Below are 21,063 nucleotides of genomic sequence, written 5' to 3'. Positions count from 1 at the left end.
CCTGTCAGGCTGTTTGGATCAACTTATGTGCCTGGATCAGAGGGTGCACTCTGTCATTCAGTACCTTGATGGCCTGAAATTGCTCCAGCTCGATGTTCTCATCCAGCATAAAACCCTGAGTCAGGTTGATACACATGCTGGTTTCCTGGTTATGATCGACTATCAGGAATTCACCTGACTGGCATCTTGATTGGAGAGTAACCACAGCTTCGCACAAGGGTTGGCCCCCGTTGTAACACGTGAAAAACCAACTTTTGGCCTGAACGGGAAGTAGATGGAATTTTGCTGCTGTTGCATTAAGCGCTATCTGACAGCACTGAGGTTCAGACCAGACTTTAAAACCAAGCAAATAATCATACACATTACGATAAAAAGCGGCTTCGTCGACACTCAAATCGACGCTATGAAGGGAATCTTCGGTTAACTGCCTCAAGCGAAATGGCGTACACAACTGAAGGTCCTCGCCCAAGTCAACAAGCAGTCTGTTTCTGTGGCTACATCTAATCCAACGCCACTCTTTGGATGCTTGCAAAATGGACCTCCCAATATCAATGTGTTATGTGCGTATGCCTGTAAAGAAGTATATCGCGAATTATCACTGTGTAAAAATTTTTGTAATAACAAATTGTTTTAGATCATCGCGCTATATGAATGATCTTTATAAGGAAAAAACGATCTTTTCCACAAAGAAGAGATCGTTTTTCGCATTAGCTCAAGAATTCGCCTGTATATTTCAAAATAATTACAAACTATTTCATAAGCTTATAAAACAGCTAGTTAGATCTCAGTGAGGATCTTTTTGATCAACTGAGGTCCTTCATAGATAAAGCCAGTGTAAACCTGTACTAAATCTGCGCCTGCATTGAGCTTTTCTTTTGCCGCAGCAGCGCTGTCGATCCCGCCAACACCAATAATAGGCAGTTTACCTTCAGTCATTCGTTTCAATTCACTAACAACTTGTGTGGATTTTTCACGTACCGGACGACCCGATAAGCCACCGGCTTCTTCAGCGTGCTCTAACCCTTTAACCGCTTCTCTTGATAAGGTTGTATTAGTTGCAATAACACCATCAATACGGTTGTTAACTAATGACTCGGCAATTTGCTGCAACTGTACAGCGTCAACATCGGGTGCGATTTTTACCAACATTGGTACTGACTTTTTATGCTTCTCGATGAGGTCGATTTGCTCGTTCTTTAAACTTTGCAGCAAGTCATCCAATGCTTCGCCATATTGCAGGTCGCGCAAACCCGGTGTATTGGGTGACGATATATTAACGGTAATATAAGATGCATGCTCAAACACTTTGCGCATACAGTGAATGTAGTCATCTTTGCCCTGCTCGTTCGGCGTATCTTTATTTTTACCGATGTTGATACCCAGGATCCCGTTATAACGCGCTGCTTTTACATTGTTAACCAGGTTGTCGACCCCTTTATTATTGAAGCCCATCCGGTTAATAATTGCGTTCGCTTCAGGCAACCTGAAGATCCGTGGTTTTTCGTTACCTGCCTGAGGTCTTGGTGTGACCGTTCCCACCTCAATAAAGCCAAATCCCATCTGGCTGAATGCATCAATGCATTCTGCATTTTTATCGAGTCCCGCAGCTAACCCAACCGGGTTGTCAAATTCCAGGCCAAGGAAATTAACCGGTTTCTTTGGAAGTGACTGTGACCAGGCCATACTTAATGGGGTATTCGCGAAGCGGCGTAAATTTCCGAGTGCGAAATCATGAGCCCACTCGGCATCTTTACTGAACATATAGCGACGCGCTAAATCATAAAACATGGAGACTCCTTAAGTTCCTAGTAACGTATGACACCAATCAGCATTAATGCATAACCAATTTAAAGAATAAAACCTGCCGCTAACTGTGTTAAAAACCTCTTGTTTTGTACACTAAACAGCTAAATTATTGCCAGATTATCGACAGGATTTTCTTGCCTCAAAGTGGCTCATCTAATGAACCAATTCAGTATCAATTTCAAATCTGAGATAAAAAAATACCCCAGCAATGCCGGGGTATTTTAACGGGTTATTTTCTATTTGGAAGTGTCACAGTTGTGACTCAACAACATCAGCTCACGCAATGCCACTGAGAACTTCGCAAAGTCATGGCTTTGTGAGGTCTTGAACTCAGCCAGCATCTGTTGCCAGCGTAGCAACAAGGTAGACTGATTTTCCATCCACTGATTGATCAGTGAATCAACATCATGGTCGTCTCCCTCAAAGCTGTTCAATACAACTTCAGACAAAGCACGTTGCTGCCAGTCCAGCTCTTCACGGTAAGATGCACGCGCCAGAGCCTGCCAGTGGTTAGCGACAGGTTGTGCAGTGATCTGATCCAGGAACCAGTGCAGACCCATATTCGCACCCAGTTTGAAGTAGGTGTTTGACACCACATCAATCGCGCGACCGGCGTTTGCTGCTACTTCAGCCAGATCCATTACAGAGAACAGACTAGACAGAGAAACGATACGCATAGCAATTTGCTCTGGTACACCTTGTGCGACAAGCGCATCGGCTTTTTCTGTCAAACGTGCACTTTCATCTTCAACCATGTAGTTGTTCAGGTTATTGCTCAGATCAGCAAAGGTCGGCGCAAAGAACGCGATGGTTTCTTCAATCGTCATACCTTTGTTGCGGTGACGCAGGAACCAACGTGTCGTGCGACGTACTGTACGACGCAACTGATACAACATTTCAGTCTGTACTGCTGATGGAATATGGTTATCCAATGCTGCAATTGACTGCCAGGTCTCTTTCATTTCGAAAATTTCACTGGCAATTGAGTAACACAGCGCAATTTCGGCTTCCGTTGCACCAGTTTCTTCGTGCATACGGATCATGAAGTTTAGACCCATGTCGTTAACGATATTATTCGCAAGTTTAGTTGCAATAATCTCTTTACGCAGTGGGTGGTTATCCATTGCCGCGTTAAAACGCTCACGCAGTGGGATTGGGAATGAATTTACTAACAGCTGACGATAGTATGGATTCTCTGAAATCTCATCAACAACCAGAGACTCCTTCAACACCATTTTAGAGTAAGAGACTAACACAGACAGCTCTGGACGAGTCAGATCTGACCCTGCCGCAGCACGCTCTGCGAGTTCTTCATCAGTAGGCAAAAACTCTATCGTACGGTCAAGCTTACCATCTTTTTCCAATGCATGGATAAAGCGAATTTTCTCTTTCAGTGTTGCCGGGCCTTTCGACTTAGTGATAGACAGCGTATGTGTTTGACGGTAACAGTCTGCCAGTACCAGCTCAGATACTTCATCAGTCATGGCATACAGAAGTTCATCACGCTGTTTCTTAGTCAAGTCACCTTCAGCAACAAGACCATTCAACAAGATCTTGATGTTTACTTCGTTATCCGAACACGCCACACCACCAACGTTATCGATAAAGTCGGTGTTAATGCGTCCGCCCTTCTCAGCAAACTCGATACGACCCAGCTGAGTTGCCCCCAGGTTACCACCTTCACCGAAGATTTTCGCACCCAGTTCAGAACCATCGATACGCAAACCGTCATTAGCACGGTCACCTACATCTGCATTGGATTCAGACTTAGCTTTAATGTAAGTACCGATACCACCGTTCCATAAAAGGTCAGCAGGCATTTTAAGTAGCGCTTTAATCAGCTCATTTGGTGTCATGCTGGCTTTTTTAGTGCCAATCATTTTCTTCATCTCAGCGGTCAATGTGATTGACTTAGCTGCACGAGAGAATACACCACCACCTTCAGAGATAAGCTCTTTGTTGTAGTCTTCCCAGCTTGAACGAGGCAAGTTGAATAGACGATCACGTTCTACATAAGACGATGCTGCATCCGGGTTCGGGTCGATAAAGATATGCATGTGGTTAAAGGCTGCCTGCAGGCGAATGTGCTTAGACAGCAACATACCATTACCAAATACGTCACCACCCATGTCGCCGATACCAACCGCTGTAAAATCAGTTGTCTGACAGTCAATGTCCATTTCTCGGAAATGACGCTTAACCGACTCCCACGCACCTTTCGCAGTGATACCCATTTTCTTGTGGTCATAACCAATTGAACCACCAGAAGCGAATGCGTCGCCTAGCCAGAAGTTATACTCTTCAGCAATACCGTTGGCAATATCAGAGAATGTGGCTGTTCCTTTATCGGCTGCAACAACCAGATATGGGTCATCTTCGTCGTGACGAACTACGTCAACCGGTGGAATGATGTCGCCATGAATGATGTTATCTGTGATGTCTAACAGGCCACGGATGAACATCTTGTAGCATTCCTGACCTTCTTTAAAGAAGCCTTCACGATCGTTTGGCAGTTGCTTACAAACAAAACCACCTTTTGAGCCGACAGGAACGATTACCGTATTTTTAACCTGTTGCGCTTTAACCAGACCCAGTACCTCAGTACGGAAGTCTTCACGACGATCTGACCAACGCAGACCACCACGTGCTACTTTACCACCGCGTAAATGTACACCTTCTACACGAGGTGAATAAACGAAGATTTCATACGCAGGCAGCGGCAGAGGCATCTCAGGGATCGCATGCGGGTTGATCTTGAATGAAATATAAGATTTGTTGCTATCGTCCGCTTCTTTTTGATAGAAGTTGGTACGCAAGGTGGCGTTGATCATGTCAACATACATGCGAATGATGCGGTCATCATCCAGGTTAGCAACGTTTTCGAGCTCCAGGTAAATTTTCTCGATCAGTTTCTCAAGCGTCTTCTCAGCCGCTTTTTTCGCTGGTGAGAACTTCTTCACAAACAGCTCAACAATTTGTGCTGCAATGTGCGGGTAATGCTCAAAGGTATTTTCGATGTATGACTGCGAGAATGTCACACCAATCTGACGCATATACTTAGCATACGCACGCAGAATTGACGCTTCACGTCCGGTCATGCCACCCAGCAGAACCATGCGATTGAAACCATCGCTCTCAAGACGGTTATTCCAAACGTTAGTCAGTGCAGCACGGAAACGGGCTGACACTTTATCAAAGTCTGCAATCCCTTTTGAGTCGATCATCATGGAGAAGTCCATGATCCAGTTTACCTGACCGTCGCTACTCTTGATCGCATAGGGCGTTTCACCAATCACGCGAAGACCAAAGTTTTCCAACATTGGCATAACGTCAGACAGGTGAATTGGTACGTCTTTGTGGAACAAGCTCAAACGAACGATTTCGCTGTTCGATTCTTCCTGCGGACGATAGAAAAGCATTTCCAGCTTTTTCTCATCGCTTAGCTGCTCCAGCTTCTCAATATCGACCACAGCGGCACTTGGTAACACTTGATCTTTGTATGAGTGTGGGAACGCGTTGGCATATTTACGGTTTAGCTCATTACCGCGGGTTTCGCCATTGCTACCAAGCAGTGCTGATTGTAGTTTGTCTTCCCAAGTGCGAGCGGCTTCTGCCAGGTTGTTTTCAATGTCTTTCACGTTGTACTTAATACTGTTATCTGCCACACGTACGATGTAATGCGTTCTCGCCAGTGTGGACTCTGAGAAAAAGGTCGTAAACTCAACTTTTTCATTGGACTTAAATGCATCTGCCAACAGTTTTTGAGTTTCACGACGTAGTGCTGTGTTATAGCGCTCACGCGGTACATAGACCATGCATGAAAAGAAACGCCCGTATACATCACGGCGAACGAACAAACGACACATGTCGCGTTCCTGAATTTGCAATACGCCAGTTGCTACTTCCAATAGCTCGACTTCGCGCGCCTGCACCAACTCATCACGCGGATAAGTTTCCAGCAAGTTAAGCACAGCTTTATACGCGTGTGTCCCTTGTGCAAAGTCACACTGCTCCATAATGCGCTGGATCTTACTCTTAAGAACTGGCACATCTGCTGCGCTGTTATTGTAGAAGCTCGATGAGAATAAACCGATGAAACGGTCTTCACCAATAACGTTGCCCTGCTCGTCAAAGCGCTTGATACCCACATAATCAATATAGGCTGGACGATGAACACGAGACAGTGAATTAGTCTTAGTTAAAATCAGTAGATTTTTGCTGCGAGCTTCTTTACGTGCGACTTCTGGTAGCTCAGACAGTAAGCGGCCGCCGTCATGGCTCGAGTTTTTCATCAAACCCAGGCTGGTGTCTGGCACGGCGCGCAGTTCATGATCACCCTGAACAGGCACTAGGTCGTACTGACGGTAGCCCATAAAGGTGAAGTTATCTGAAGATAACCATTCAAGGAACTCAACTGCTTCATTGACTTCTGCCTGTGAGCAGTCATGGTGACGCGTCGGTATCTCTTTACTGACCGCAACCAATTTATCTCGGATAGGCTTCCAGTCTTCTACAGCTACAGACACATCTTTCAACACTGATTCCAGTTCTTCGGTGAACTCTTTCATTGCTTTTGCGTCAGTCTGACGATCAATCTCAATGAAGAAAACAGTTTTTGTCGATGAGGATTCCTGCTCGGTTTTTAGGTTTGAAAGCGCCGTAATCTTATTGTCACCATCGCGCTTTACTTTAAGCGGGCTGTGTAACAGTAAGTGAGACACGATATTTTTGCGGCTAAGTGCCATGCGTACCGAGTCAACCAGGAACGGCATGTCTTTCGCGATGATCTCAACGATCGTGTGAGAGGATTGCCAACCATCTTTGGCTACTTCAGGGTTAAAAACGCGAATAACCGCATCGTCATTGGCATTCTTTTCCAGAGAATTCCAAAGACTCAATGCGGCTCCGTATAAGTCGCTGTCGTTACGATGTGCCAAGTCCTCTTTAGACATATTGCTGTACAAGGCTTTGGCAAAAGTTTCAACGAGCGACACGTTTTCGGCATGAACTTTTTTGTGGATCAGCTTGGTGACGTTATCCAGGATAACTGACGCTGGACCTTCATTTTGTGTCATTATGTGTTCCTTAATCTATACCACCTTTGAACGGTAGATTATTTGTACAGCCATTTATTAGCGTGGAGTCATGTGAATTTTAACCTTTCTGGCGCTAATAAAAAGCCTTTTCGACGAAAACATTATAGCCTTTTCAGCTGGTTGGTCAGATATTCACTAAATATAGATATAAATGGCCGAATCCGGCCATTTATAAGCACTTTTATTCACACTTTTTTTTCTGGTCTGTCCAGATTAAGGTTCCTATTGCAGGTAATAATAAAACGGCGCCCAGCATATTAACGAGGAACATAAAGGTTAATAATATCCCCATATCCACCTGGAATTTGAGTGCTGAGAAAATCCAGGTACTGACACCAATTGCCAAAGTAATCCCTGTAAAGAGTACTGCACTCCCTCTTTCGGCCAAGGCGTTACGATATGCATAAGCAAGTGGCACGCCTTGCTTAAGCTGCGTCATCATAGAAGAGAGAATATAAATACCGTAATCGACACCTATACCCACACCTAAGGCGATAACAGGTAAAGTTGATACAGTTAAGCCAATTTCGAGTTTAACCATCAAGGCTTGTGCCAGAGTAGATACGATATACAAAGGTAAAACCACAGCGATGGTCGCACGTACACTTCTGAAGCTAATCAAGCACAGAACGATAACAGCCCCATATACGTAGATCATCATGGGTAACTGTGCTTCAGATACAGATTCATTGGTCGCGGCCATAACACCAATGGGGCCAGAAGCCAGTTTAAATTGTACCGTATCGGTGCCCTCTTCCTGTGCAAACGCTTTTATCTGCGTGACTACATTATCTATGGTTTGGGCTTTGTGATCAGCCATGAAGATAATAATAGGCATCACAGAACAATCACCATTTAACAAACCTGTGCTTGTTTCAACTCGCGACGTAGCCTGAACCAGTGATGCGCCATTACGCGGTAATGTTTGCCACTTGAGATTGCCCTCGTTATAACCGGCATTCACAGATTGCGCGACTGAGCTCAGAGACACTGCAGACTGGACGCCTGGCAAGTTCTCAACGCGCCACTGAAAACGACTAATCCTGTCCATTGTATCGTGCTCTGTGCAGGCCGCAGGATAGGCTTCAACCAACACTTTGAGAATATCAGATGAAATGGCATACCGGTCTGAGATCAGGAAAGTATCCTGATTGTAGCGAGCGTCTTCATGAAGCGCGGGTGCACCCGCATGCAAATCACCTATTTGCATATGCTGAGATTGCCAGTAGCCAAGACCAAATAGAATCGCACTGACCAGCAAGATGATCCGTGCAACGCGCTTATCTGTCGTTTTCACTAGCGCTTCACGCATCGTGGTGAATAGCTTATTACTGAACGAATTACCGTCATCAACACGATGTATTTTGCTCGAGTTATAGTAAGACGCCAGCACTGGCAGCAGGATCAGGTTAGTGAAAATAATCACGGCCACACCCAAACTTGCGGTGATTGCCAGCTCACGAATAATGCCAATGTCGATAGCTAGTAACGTTAAGAAGCCTACGGTGTCTGACAGCAAGGCAATACCACCGGGGATTAACAGCGCCTTGAAACTCGCCTCAGCCGCCACTTTGCTACTAACGCCTTCAGCCACCTTTTTGCCGATCGCATTGATCATCTGCACACCATGACTCACGCCAATTGCAAAGACCAGGAATGGCACCAGAATAGACATAGGATCTAACCCAAAACCCAGAACAGTAAGTAGGCCCATTTGCCACACCACGGCAATCAAGGAGCACATAATAGGCAATAAAGTCAGTTTGAAACTCTTACAGAATAACCAAACCATCACAAACGTGAACAGAATCGCAACTGCGAAGAACAGAATTACCCCTTTTGCTCCATCTGCAATATCACCCGCCATTTTCGCAAAGCCAATGATATGGATAGATACTTTATCCGTGCTAAGTGGCTCGCGAATTTCACTTTCCAGTTTCTTCGCAAATGCCAACGTATCGAGCTTTTCCTGCGTTTGAGGATCAATTTCCATTAGTTGCGCTGTGACCATCGCACAAGAATAATCGCTGGCGACCATGCGGCCCACAACTTTGGCTTTCTCGATGTTTTGCTTAACCACAGCCAGGCCTGCCTCATCGGCAGAAAAGTTAGCAGGAATAATAGGACCACCCGCAAAACCGTCCTCCACAACCTCAACAAAGCGGGCGCTGGGCGCAAAAATAGAGTTAACCAGCGGGCGATTCACGCCAGGAATAAAATAAAGCTGATCATGTACTGCTTTTAACTGAGTAAAGAATTCTGGATTAAAAATATCTCCATCTGCATCACAGACGGATATCAGAATGCTGTTCGCACCGCCAAACTGTTTTTCATGTTTCAGGTATACCTTCATATACTCATGATTTAGCGGAATATTTTTATTGAAAGATGCATCAAGCTGGATCTGTGTTGCGCGATAGCCTAAGAACAGAGTTGCTATGATGAAGAGTATAATCATCGCAACACGATGTCTGAAAACAACGTAAACAAGTTGGTTTAACAATGACTGCATTAGTGTTTAACCTCTACTATCTGGATCCCGTTTTCCGTTGCCAGCACCAATTGTCCATCGAACATAACGCCGGCCATAATAGATTTACCATTTTTCAACTGCTCACTAGACAGACCTGTTTCGGTACGTGTGTGAATAACGCCACTGTTCGCAAACAAGTATTGTTGATCATCAACCGTCAATACCTGATTAATGGTAGCAGTTTTGTTGAATGCCAGACGCTGGAACTGAGATAACGCGGCGTCAGAGACAAATGCGTTTCCACGTAACCCGGCTGTGACTACCCGGCCATCTGCTGTTTTGCTAATAGTGAAAAGAGAACCTGCATAGAACTCAGGTAACTTACGCCAGTTTTTCCCGGCATCATCACTGACAGCGAATAAGCCCATCTCGCCGGCTAATAAATACTGTGAGCCATCAATCAGCAAAGTGTTGAAATGCGGCAGGATAAATGCGGTTTCATCTTCATAAGCCGCCGGATCATCTGCTTTTAGCTCCGCCAGATAGGTCACATCATCGGGGTGGACAAAAGCATCAATAAAACGCTTAGTCCAGTTTTTTCCGCCATCTGTCGTTTCATACATCATGCCGTAAGCACCAACAGCATAGCCAATTTGCTCATTGGCAAAAGTAATATCCAGACACGGTTTTTCGATATCAGGCAAATGTTGCTGAATTAACCAACTCTGCCCGCCATCTTCTGTGTGTAAAATGGTTGCGTCATGACCACACGCCCAACCTTTTTTTTCGCTGGCAAACGTCACTGATGTCAGTAAACTTTGCACCGGCACTTGAGCCTGCTGCCAGGTTTTACCATCTTTGCTGGTCACTATGGTGCCATGCTTGCCAACTGCTACCAGCTGCGCACCGGTATAACTGATATCTGTTAATAGTGTACGCTGAGGATGTGCCACCATTAATGCATCAGAAGCTGCGGCTACTGCATCACTTTGCATTGCCATCACTGCAATCGTGGTTGCGACTAACTTCTTAATCATGATGAGTACTCGATAATTAGTGTGAGAGAGAATAGGAAGTGCAAATTCAGGGACTGCCAACACAGTCCCTGAGAAGTAGTACTGTGCCGGAATTAACCGGCAGCTGTGCTTATCGTCTGCCCTCGCGACGTAAAGCGCTTTGTGTGAACTCATTGTCCTGGAATGACTGGCTGAAGTCGTACATTTTCTCTTCGTTGTCGAGACCAATAGCCAAGTAACGGCGAGAGTTCAGATCATGGTAAACATCCAGCGTACTCCAATGAGTAGGCACATCATAGTAGTTCAGGCCATGGGCCATAGCTACGCGATACATTTGATCGCGGTTATCATACAAATCTGCAACGTGGATCTGCCAGCTATCCTCATCAATGTAGAAAACACGTTTCTTATAAATGTGGCGCGTGCCTTCTTTCAGGTTTGCTTCAACTACCCAAACACGATGTTTCTCGTAGCGTACATGTTCAGGATTAACGTGACCGGCCATCAGAATATCGTCGTACTTCAGTTTATCACTGTGCAATTTGTAGCTATTGTACGGAATGTAAAGCTCCTGCTTACCTTTCAAAGTCCAGTTATAACGGTTCGGCGACCCGTTGAACATATCAAAGTCATCAGTAGTACGCAGGCTGTCCGATGCAGTTCCCGGTGCGTCATAAGCAACGTTTGGCGCACGGCGTACACGACGCTGACCAGTGTTATAAGTCCACGCCTGACGAGGAGTCAGGATTTGGTCCATTGTTTCATGTACCAGTAGTGCGGTTCCGGCCAAACGCGCAGGCTCAGTTACCTTCTGCTTGAACTTAAACAGAACATTAGACTCTTTTAACTCAGCAGGTGTCGCATCAGGATCTGAATATTTTACTAACAGCTGCTCATCAAAACCGATGATGTTGTAAGAGCCTGATGCAGTTGGCATCGCCTGGCCACCATAACGCGCGATTGACAAACCACGATAGCGTAGCAGGTGATTCCAGATAGCTTCTAAACCGTCTTTAGGGATAGGAAAAGGAATACCAATTGCTGTGTCTTTAATCCCATTACCATCTTCAATCAACTGCGCTGTTGCAGCGTACTTTTTAGTTGCATCATAAACAAACTGTGGATATGCAGCACTACGACGAGTTGGGTAAACATGCATTTTGAACGTGTCTGGGTAGGTATTGAACAAAGCAACCTGTCCCGGGCTCAACTTATCTTTATGCTTATCCAGATTGGTTTTATCAATAGTGAACAAGATTTTATCATCTGCAAAAGGATCAGGATGGTGCATGCCCACTTTATAACCCGCAGGTGGCTTAGTGATCCCACCGGTCCAGGCTGGAATACTACCATCGGCATTGCCTGCTTTTTCTGCACCAATTGGAGTCAGATCCGCGCCTAAACGCGCAATTTCTTCAGGGGCCATTTTTGCAAATGCACCCGGTGCTGCCATCATTGTTATAATTGTTGCAGCAAGCATAGTAGGTTTTCTAAACATATTGAAAGCCCTTAGATTGAATACTTGATATTAAATGAAACGAAATCACGATCTGAGAATGTGTTGGTCTTGCCACCACCCCAGAATGCGTTATAGCCAAAGTCAAATGACCAGGCATTTTGATAGTTAAAGTTGAGAGTCAAACCAACCGACTTACGATCTTCTACGAACAGGAACATTGGATCCGGTGTTATACCATTGACGTCATGAGAAAATACGATGCGAGGTGACATGTTAACGCCAGCAAACAAGTTATTGTATTCACCTTTAGCAATTAAGCGATAACCCCATGCAGAGGCGGTTGGGAATGGGTTTACTTCAGGACCATTTGAGATAGCCATATGCAACAGGTCGTAGCTTTGACCGTTAATACCTTCAATCGTTCCGCTTCGGCCAGTACCCGCTACGTTTAAACGTAGCTCATCATAACTCGGCATGTCTTTAATCGTGACGCCACCTACTTCACCAACCAACGCCCAGCTATCTGCACCCAGCGATGGGCCGAATAAGTGCGTTGCAGTGAATTGCAGCTGCATCGTGTCTTTCAACACATAACCCTGTGCAATTGCGCCTGGCTCTACATAAGCGACATCGTCACCTTTACTCAACTGAGACAAACCAGCGACGTCTGTGCGAATGCCAGCAAGAGCGAGCTGTTCCAACATACCCGCATAAAGCAACTCTACATCGTCAATCTGTAGAGGCTCGTCTTGGCGATAAGCAAACTCACCCGAGAATGCGGTTTCACCAATTGCGGTGTTGAAACTCAAACCGTACAACTTAATGTCTTCTGGGTATTCAATCAAACCTTGCGTAAATGCATTAAGGTTAGTGAAATTCTCATCATTCAGCGTGTTGTTCTGAATGTAATTCAGGTCGGCAGCAATGGCATCGCTGGTAAAGTTCGACGCCTTACCTGATATCAGTGGGCGACGAGCATGGTAATTAATGTAGTATAACGCAAACTCAGTATCGTTAAGTTCCGGGGCAAACATACCCAGACGAATACCAAACTGACCACCATCCTGTGGCTCTCTCTTGCCATTCAGACCTTTGCCTTTCAGTGCAACTTTGGTTGGATATGCCAGATACATAGAAGTAAGCTGCGAAATAGCTGCTTCGCTTTGCAGTACATTTGGATCTGTAACGTCCAAGCCTTGAGCAGCTAACGCGCCCATCCAGTTTGTATGGAGGTTATTCAGTGCTTCAGTCAGATGTGCCAGATCAATATCCGGGTTGGCTGTGAAGCCGAGCTGAATGTTCTGGTTGTAACCATTTTCTGACGCAAAATCATTAGTAGAGAAATAACTTCCTGTCGCAGGAAGGCGTGTTTCATGCCATTCATACTGATAAAAAGCTTCCAGCGTTACGTTATCCGTCAGGCCTAGAGAGGCCCAGAACATGCCGACCGGAATGAACGCTTCTTTTAGCTCTGCACCAGGTGCTTTAAGACGGTCGATATCAACCGGGTTTACATTAATACCGTGGCTGATCAGGGTACTTTCACCCCAGTTGACTACCTGGCGACCTAATCTGACTGATAGCGGGTTTTTACCGTTATTGATATCAAAATCTGCCCAAACGAAGGCATCAAGTAAACGAACATCGGAGCAAACCTGTTCTTTAGTGTCGTCATCTGCGCAAGGATCGACTTTCTGTCCAGATACCGGATTGCTGTATGCAAAATCACCATCTTCCATCGCAAAATCGTAGAAATACATGAAACGAGAGAAGAAACCGTAGTTATCTTTACTGATGCCAAGTTCATGGGTGCCCTTGAGCAACTGAGAAAACGTGTCGCCAGAATCGAAGTTCAAGTTACCAGCGTCACCGTTGTTAGAGTATGCACCCTGTTGTGACCAGATCTGAGAAGACGAATAGATGGTGTTGCCTAATGAGGCATTATAACCGGTCCAGTTATAACGCGGGTGATTACTCTTACCAATATGATCAAAGTCACGGTCTTCTACACGAATACTCTGACCGTAAGAAAACGTAGAATCAAAGGTCACATCAAAATCACCAACTTGGAACGTGGCGGCTTGCGCAGCAGTGCCAGCGACACCAAGACATGCAGCGCTTAGGCCCAGCATGATCTTGTTCTTCACAAAGCGCGATGTTTTTATCATTATTTCTCCCCCCTTTGGCGGGTAATTCTTATCAAGTTATTGTTTTTTGTTGTCGTAACGATAGAAGCGATAGCTTTAAATTACAAATAATACGCGTCTGATCGGTGCATTTTTATCTCATTGGAGCGTATTTCACTCATGGTAAGACGTCCTACCAGAGTAGTTATAACACGTAATTTAAGTTTAAAACAAACCGATTTAACAAAAATACTTTATGTCTCGTCGCATAATTGTCATCAAGCTACTTTTTCCAGCGCTACGAAGCGGTTATTTTCATCAAGCAACAAACGAAAGCGACCTCGAACGCCTAATGTTGATACGTGTCGCCTGATATGATGGGCAGGAAAGCGGATCCGCTTTCCCCCATCCTCTACGACTTGTATATACTCAACATGTCCGTGGTAATACGCCATACATTGTTCATGGCTTAAATCCATGTAAAAGTAATACTCATGCATAATGTGGATACAAACCTTTACATATTTCGACTAAAAGCACTTTTAGTTCAGTGCTTTGTCAATTTTTTCATACAGATCATCGCTCAGTTCAGGTAGTCGAGCCAGTTTTTCCAACTGAGCTTTCATTAGCCCTTGTCTGGTGTCATCAAAACGCTTGAAGGACAGCAAAGGCGTAATTATTCTGGACGCATTTTGCGGATTGACCTGGTTTAGCTCAGCGATTAAGTCACCAAGTAACGCATATCCACGACCATCTTTGCGATGGAAGTGCCTGGGGTTACCCCGCGTGAAAGCGCCAATCAAAGCACGAACGCGATTTGGATTGGCTTTATCGAAACACGGATGGTTGTACAGGGACAAAATGTTGTCGATGCAATTGTCGTCACTCCGGCTCGCTTGCAATGCAAACCATTTGTCCATTACCAGCAAATCTGACTGCCATTGTTTGTCAAAGTCATCCAGTAATAACTGAGTCAGTACATGGTCAGCGTTGACAGCCGCTCTAAGCGCCCCCAGTTTCAACGTCATGTTATGACTCTCACTTTGTGCCTGGATCCAGCCCTGGATTTGAGGGTCTGACACCTGTGCGAGGTAAAACAAGCATTTATTCTTCATGGTGCGAATAGCAACTGCCTTTGCCTCAAGGCTTCCGTCATCCTGTAGTTGTGCATACACATCACGCCAAACTGATTTCAACTGAGTCGCTATCTGGCACTCAATAGTCGAAATAGCTTGCGTCAGCTGCTCAACCGGAACTGGTGTATAGTCAGCATTCAGGGCGTCAAAGCCAGGCACAGTGAATAGCTCAGCGAGGATTGACAAGTCTCCACTAAGATCATCAAGCAACATGCGTAATGCCTGAATTAAGCTTTCTGGTAGCTGATATTCATCAAACACCTGAGTATTTACCAGTGACTTAATCTCGGCTTTGTAAAGCTGCTGAATGGCTTCCCAGCGTGCGTAATCACTGCTGGCATACTTGGCAATGTGAAGCAGCTGATGTTGCTGATAATCATAATTCAATAAACAAGGCGCTGAGAACCCTTCAAGTAATACAACAACCGGCTCACCCTCTAATCCCGAAAAGACATAGCTCTGCTGCTTTTCGGTAAGCTCTATTACTTTACCTTGTTTTGCAATCGACTCAGGGATGGCTATCACTTCTCCCTGCTCGTCCAACAGCTCAACTGCAACCGGAATATGCAAAGGAGCCTCTACCGGATCATGTTCTGCATGGCTTTGGGCCAGATGTAGCGTAAACTCGCCCTGTTGCGAATCAAAGCTCGTACGCGCGCTAATTTTGGGCGTACCAACCTGGTTATACCAAAGTTTAAACTGGTTTAGATCTTTGCTATTGGCATCACTCATCGCTGCAACAAAGTCATCACAGGTTACCGCCTGGCCGTCATGACGCTCAAAATAGAGCTTCATCCCCTTCTGAAAACCAGCTTCCCCCAGGATGGTGTGCATCATGCGGATCACTTCTGCGCCTTTGTTGTATACAGTCACCGTATAGAAATTATTCATTTCGATAACTTGCTGTGGGCGAATTGGATGCGCCATAGGCCCAGCATCTTCAGCAAACTGATGGGTGCGAACTGTATTCACTGCATCTATCCGGTTTAATGCACGCGAACCCAGATCACTGCTGAACTCCTGATCACGAAATACAGTCAGTCCTTCTTTAAGGCTCAACTGGAACCAGTCGCGGCAAGTTACCCTGTTGCCTGTCCAGTTGTGAAAGTATTCATGACCGACGATGGACTCAATGACATGAAAATCTCTATCAGTGGCCGTTTCCTGATTGGCTAACACGCAGGCACTGTTGAACACATTAAGTCCCTTGTTCTCCATTGCTCCCATATTGAAAAAATCCACCGCAACAATCATATAGATATCCAGGTCGTATTCGAGATCAAACCTTTCTTCATCCCATGCCATGGCCTTTTTCAATGACGCCATGGCATGCGGCGCTTTACTCAGATTGCCCTTATCTACAAATAACTGCAGGTCTACCTGGCGACCCGAGCGTGTTTCGAATGTATCTGTCAGAACATCAAAGTCGCCGGCAACAAGTGCAAATAAATAGGACGGCTTCTTAAAGGGGTCTTCCCAACTCACGTAGTGACGACCATCCGCCAGCTCTCCACTGTCGACCTTATTACCATTAGACAGTAAATGTGGCATTTCCCTGGGTCCGATGATCTTGACCTGATAAGTCGTTAGCACATCGGGTCTGTCCAGGAAATACGTAATTTTTCGAAATCCTTCAGCCTCACACTGCGTGCAATAAGCGCCATCTGACAAATACAATCCTTCTAGAGAGGTGTTCGTAGCTGGCGAAATCGTATTTACGATTTCGATTTCAGCGCGCTCGCCCAGCCCAAATAGTTCCAGGCCAGTCTCATGTAGCTTGTAATCTGAGTGGCTTTGTCCATCCACTTTCACAGACTGAAGGGTCAGCTCGATACCATCCAGCACCACGGACGTTGCGCCATCCAGTGACGACAGCGTAAAGCGAGCCGTCACTTTGGTATTCTGGGCATCTAATTCGAAGCATAAGGCGAGATTCTCAACGTCATGTGTGGGAGGCTGATAATCATGCAGGTATTTGGCCTGAGGTTTTGAGGTCATGACAATTCCTATTATCAAATTACATGTGCTTGCGTCACGGAGACAACTGAGCACAATGAAAAAATGAGTACAAATCAATATCTTTATTGTAGAACGGCCCGCGCTAAGGGCAAAGGGATTTATGACCGTGAGACGAGCAAAAACGCCTCAAATTCAATGAGGCGCTTTTCTTTCTTTTTTTAGGCTTTAATAACCTAGGCGTCTGGTGCTGTTGCACCTTGCTGCATCGCTTTAGGCTTAATTTTTAAAATCTTAATGCCCAGGTATGCGTACACAATTGCCAGGAATGGATTGATTAGGTTAAAGAAAGCGTAAACCGCATAATCAAGTGGATTTATCAACAGCACACTTTGCATATACGCACCACACGTATTCCATGGGATCAAGGGGCTTGTTATCGTCCCCCCGTCTTCCAGTGTTCTGGATAAGTTAACACTTCTCAGGCCACGTTTCGTATACTCTTCTTTGAACATACGACCAGGCACCACAATGGCAATGTATTGATCAGCCGCAACCAGGTTAGTACCAAAACAAGTAGCAACCGTAGAGGCAATGAGTGAACCTGTACTCTTAGCCACTTTCAGAATGCTCTTGACAAACAGCTCAAGCAATCCGGTTTTTTCCATGATTGCACCAAACATTAGCGCCGTCATAACCAACCAGGTCGTCGTCAACATACTCGACATCCCGCCGCCACTGAGCAGGTCATCCATCTTGGCATTACCCGTTTCGAGACTAAAACCATCAAAGAATGTGGCCCAAACCAGTTTGAAATGACTGACCAACACGCCTTCATCCGGATTTACCTGGCTCGCTATCAAATCTCCCTGGAACAACAATGCCCATATCGCACCAACAACGGCACCAATAGAAATAGCAGGAAAAGCTGGCATCTTTTTGATGGCGAGGCCCAAAAGAATAATCAGAGGCACGAGGTTAACTATGCTGATATTAAAATTACTTTGCAGGATCGAGGCAATTTCATCAATCTTGCTCGATTCGCTGGACACATCAGCATTGAATCCCATAAAGATAAATATGATTAAGGCGATGACAAAGCTTGGTACTGTTGTCCATAGCATGTGCTGAATATGCTCGAATAAATCACTCCCCGCAACCGCTGGCGCCAAATTCGTTGTTTCTGACAGCGGAGACAACTTGTCTCCGAAGTATGCACCTGATATAACTGCCCCGGCAGTCACCACAGGATCCAGTCCCAAGCCATTAGCAACCCCCAGCAGGGCAACACCTATTGTTGCAGCTGTTGTCCAGGAGCTGCCAATACTCATAGCCACAATGCCACAAATTAAACACCCAGCCGCGTAAAACCACGAAGGGTGAATAATCTGTAAACCATAGTAGATTAAAGTGGGCACTGTGCCGGAAAGCAACCAGGTTCCAATCAAAGCACCTACCATCAGCAGAATGAGGATTGCCCCCAAAGAGATGGTGATCCCTTTGATCATCGCTTCTTCAAGCGTCTTCCAGGTAAAGCCATTTTTAAGCCCGATCAACGCAGCTGTAAAGGTAGCAAATAGCAGGGCTATCTGGTTTGGCCCTGAAGAAGAATTATCACCGTAGAGGTATACAGCTGCACCTAACAGGCTTACCAATACCACAATAGGAATAAAGGCATCCAGATAGGATGCTTGTTTTTGTTGTCTCAAACCAGAATACTCCTTCGCACTTAATGGAGTGCTTTATTATTATCTCTGCCGGGTCAGTTCAACGTTAAGCACAACTCATGAATCTGCGCCCAAGACAGCGCCAAGCAAGTTCCTGCCCGACTATTTTTAATATTGCAGCTGACAATAATAACAAATTTCCCACGCACTGGTAACGAAAAAAGGCGCTCAATGCGCCTTTTCATAGTTTAGCCTTCTGTACGTCTTTTTTGTTAAACCGTGTTCAGTCAGCCGTATTGTTTTTTGCCAGGCGACCGTAATTAATTAGGTCTTGCGTGATCAGAGCAGCCTCCTCCAGGTACGGGTCCAGCTCAGCAATGATCTCTGGTACATCATCCAAGTCTTTCACAGGCTCTTGTCCCAGACGCTTCAGACGTTCATTGGTACGCTTAAGTGCACGCTCATCACGCTCTTCACGTTCTTTTGTGCGCTCAGCTTCAACAAGAGAAATAGCAATGTCGTCCTTCTGTGCTTTATATCGCGCTATATCGTCGTATACATAAGCAAACTCAGGCTCTTTTGCAATACGGATCCCGTGGCGCTCATTTAAATACTTGATGGTTGGACTCAAATCATCCAATTGTCGATACTTGGCTCTGACAATGCTATCCCACGGTAATGCATTATCTTCCTGGCTTTCGCCCCACTCGGCAGGTTCAACCGCTGAAGGCAGTAAAATATCCGGGATCACCCCTTTATTTTGTGTACTGCCACCATCAATACGATAAAACTTAGCTATGGTGTAAGTAATGCTGCCAAGCGCATTGTCGAACAGGTCATAGGTCTTTCTTAACCCACGGTGCTGCTGTACGGTGCCTTTACCAAAAGTCTGCTCACCAATGACTACTGCGCGACCATAATCCTGCATCGCTGCTGCAAATATTTCGGATGCCGACGCACTATAACGGTCTACCAATACGGTTAGAGGGCCATCATAATAAGTAACACCATCACTGTCTTTTTGAGCTTCAACACGGTTATATGCTGTGTGAATTTGAACAATCGGACCTTTATCGATGAATAAACCTGAAAGCTGTGTGGCTTCATACAGTGAGCCACCGCCATTTTGTCTTAGGTCAACGATAATACCATCCACATTTTGCGCTTTGAGCTTATCGAGCTCTCTTTTAACATCTTTTGATAAGTTATTGTAGAAGCTTGGTATTTCAATCACGCCCACTTTACTGGTGAGGTCTGAATAATTCGCTTCGAAAACTTCAGACTTAGCAGCTCTGTCTTCCAAGCGGATTTTATCCCGTACGATTTCCACAACCTTAGGCGTACCATGCGTGTCACTGCCTTTAAGGTACTGCAATCTTACTTTAGTACCTTTGGGGCCTTTTATCAGATCAACCACATCGTCCAGGCGCCAGCCAATCACGTCAACAAACTCTTCGCCATCCTGCGCCACACCGACAATGCGATCATCCGGCTTAATTTTTTCAGTTTTGTCTGCAGGGCCACCCGGCACTAAGCTACGTATAATCGTGTAGTCTTCATCATACCCCAGCACGGCACCAATACCTTCCAGTTCGAGCTCCATATCCATTTTGAACTGCTCTGCACGACGCGGAGACAAGTAAGAAGTGTGTGCCTCTATGCTGCGTGCAAACGCATTCATCACAATCTGAAAGGCATCTTCATTATTAGTTTGTACCAAACGTTTAATGGTATTTTTATAACGCTTGGTTAGAATCTCTTTAATACCAGCCCAGTCTTTACCCGTTAATTTTAGTCTCAAAGCATCAGACTTAACACGTTGACGCCAATATTCATCTAACTCGGCCTGGGTGTTGGCAAATTGCATCTCTTCTCTGTCAAATACAAACTCGTCTGGCTTATCAAACTTCATTTCTGTATCTAACAGAGAAATAGCATAGGTAAAGCGCTCGTAGCGACGCTGCATACTGGCATTGAACATCTCAAAGGCAAAATCGAGCTTGCCTTTTTTAAGTGCATCATCAAATTGCTTTCTGTAGCCTGCATACTTGTCGATGTCTGACTGAAGAAACAAAGATTTGTTGTAATCTAAGTTTTCAATATAGCGATCAAAGATCTGCTCAGACAGCGCATCGTCCAGTTTAAAGCGCTTATAGTGTTCACGAGTAAATTTACTGGTTACCCTTTTGGTTGCCGTCGCATGCTGGATTTCAGGCTCCAGTACGGGAATGTCTTTTTCCGTTACGGTCTGTGTTGCAGCTGAACACACGCCAGATACAAACAGTGCGATTGCACCAATTAAAGGTAACTTATTACTCATACACAACT

General features: G+C 45.3%; 11 protein-coding genes. All 11 read right to left on the bottom strand.

Annotation, left to right across the window (positions count from 1 at the left end):
• Positions 1-4 precede the first annotated feature (4 nt).
• The 11 genes from CWC22_RS09105 to prc all read right to left on the bottom strand — a co-directional run bounded on the left by CWC22_RS09105 (position 5) and on the right by prc (position 21,055).
• Positions 5-535 carry a cell division protein ZapC domain-containing protein gene (locus CWC22_RS09105; protein ID WP_138536662.1) on the bottom strand — a complete coding sequence of 177 codons (531 nt, stop codon included), beginning with the start codon at positions 533-535 and terminating at the stop codon, positions 5-7.
• A gap of 242 nt (positions 536-777) precedes the next feature.
• On the bottom strand, positions 778-1,788 hold the full coding sequence (pyrD, locus tag CWC22_RS09100) for a quinone-dependent dihydroorotate dehydrogenase (protein WP_125559293.1): 1,011 nt from the start codon (positions 1,786-1,788) through the stop codon (positions 778-780).
• A 254-nt stretch (positions 1,789-2,042) separates the two neighbouring features.
• On the bottom strand, positions 2,043-6,881 hold the full coding sequence (locus CWC22_RS09095; RefSeq protein ID WP_138536660.1) for an NAD-glutamate dehydrogenase: 4,839 nt from the start codon (positions 6,879-6,881) through the stop codon (positions 2,043-2,045).
• Positions 6,882-7,083: 202 nt separating this feature from the next.
• Positions 7,084-9,414 carry an efflux RND transporter permease subunit gene (locus CWC22_RS09090; RefSeq protein ID WP_138536658.1) on the bottom strand — a complete coding sequence of 777 codons (2,331 nt, stop codon included), beginning with the start codon at positions 9,412-9,414 and terminating at the stop codon, positions 7,084-7,086.
• Positions 9,414-10,412 (bottom strand): WD40/YVTN/BNR-like repeat-containing protein, encoded by a 999-nt coding sequence (locus CWC22_RS09085; protein WP_138536656.1) that lies wholly within the window; start codon positions 10,410-10,412, stop codon positions 9,414-9,416. Before CWC22_RS09085 ends, CWC22_RS09090 begins: the two co-directional genes overlap by 1 nt.
• Before the next feature lie 109 nt (positions 10,413-10,521).
• The gene (locus tag CWC22_RS09080) at positions 10,522-11,889 is read right to left on the bottom strand and encodes a DUF1329 domain-containing protein (protein ID WP_138536654.1); all 1,368 of its coding nucleotides are present in this window, start codon (positions 11,887-11,889) and stop codon (positions 10,522-10,524) included.
• A gap of 11 nt (positions 11,890-11,900) precedes the next feature.
• Positions 11,901-14,018 carry a DUF1302 domain-containing protein gene (locus tag CWC22_RS09075; RefSeq protein WP_125559279.1) on the bottom strand — a complete coding sequence of 706 codons (2,118 nt, stop codon included), beginning with the start codon at positions 14,016-14,018 and terminating at the stop codon, positions 11,901-11,903.
• A gap of 236 nt (positions 14,019-14,254) precedes the next feature.
• Positions 14,255-14,476, bottom strand: a complete 222-nt coding sequence (locus tag CWC22_RS09070; RefSeq protein WP_125559277.1) for a DUF2835 domain-containing protein — start codon at positions 14,474-14,476, stop codon at positions 14,255-14,257.
• A 42-nt stretch (positions 14,477-14,518) separates the two neighbouring features.
• Positions 14,519-17,110 carry an aminopeptidase N gene (pepN, locus tag CWC22_RS09065; RefSeq protein WP_138536652.1) on the bottom strand — a complete coding sequence of 864 codons (2,592 nt, stop codon included), beginning with the start codon at positions 17,108-17,110 and terminating at the stop codon, positions 14,519-14,521.
• 194 nt (positions 17,111-17,304) lie between these two features.
• Positions 17,305-18,777 carry a Na+/H+ antiporter NhaC gene (nhaC, locus tag CWC22_RS09060; RefSeq protein ID WP_138536650.1) on the bottom strand — a complete coding sequence of 491 codons (1,473 nt, stop codon included), beginning with the start codon at positions 18,775-18,777 and terminating at the stop codon, positions 17,305-17,307.
• 241 nt (positions 18,778-19,018) lie between these two features.
• Positions 19,019-21,055, bottom strand: coding sequence for a carboxy terminal-processing peptidase (prc, locus tag CWC22_RS09055; RefSeq protein WP_138536648.1), 2,037 nt, complete (start codon positions 21,053-21,055; stop codon positions 19,019-19,021).
• Positions 21,056-21,063 lie beyond the last annotated feature (8 nt).

The sequence above is a fragment of the Pseudoalteromonas rubra genome (assembly GCF_005886805.2).
Taxonomy (GTDB): Bacteria; Pseudomonadota; Gammaproteobacteria; order Enterobacterales; family Alteromonadaceae; genus Pseudoalteromonas; species Pseudoalteromonas rubra_D.
Note: the sequence above shows the minus strand (reverse complement) of the source record. Positions and strands in the feature narration are given on the sequence as shown.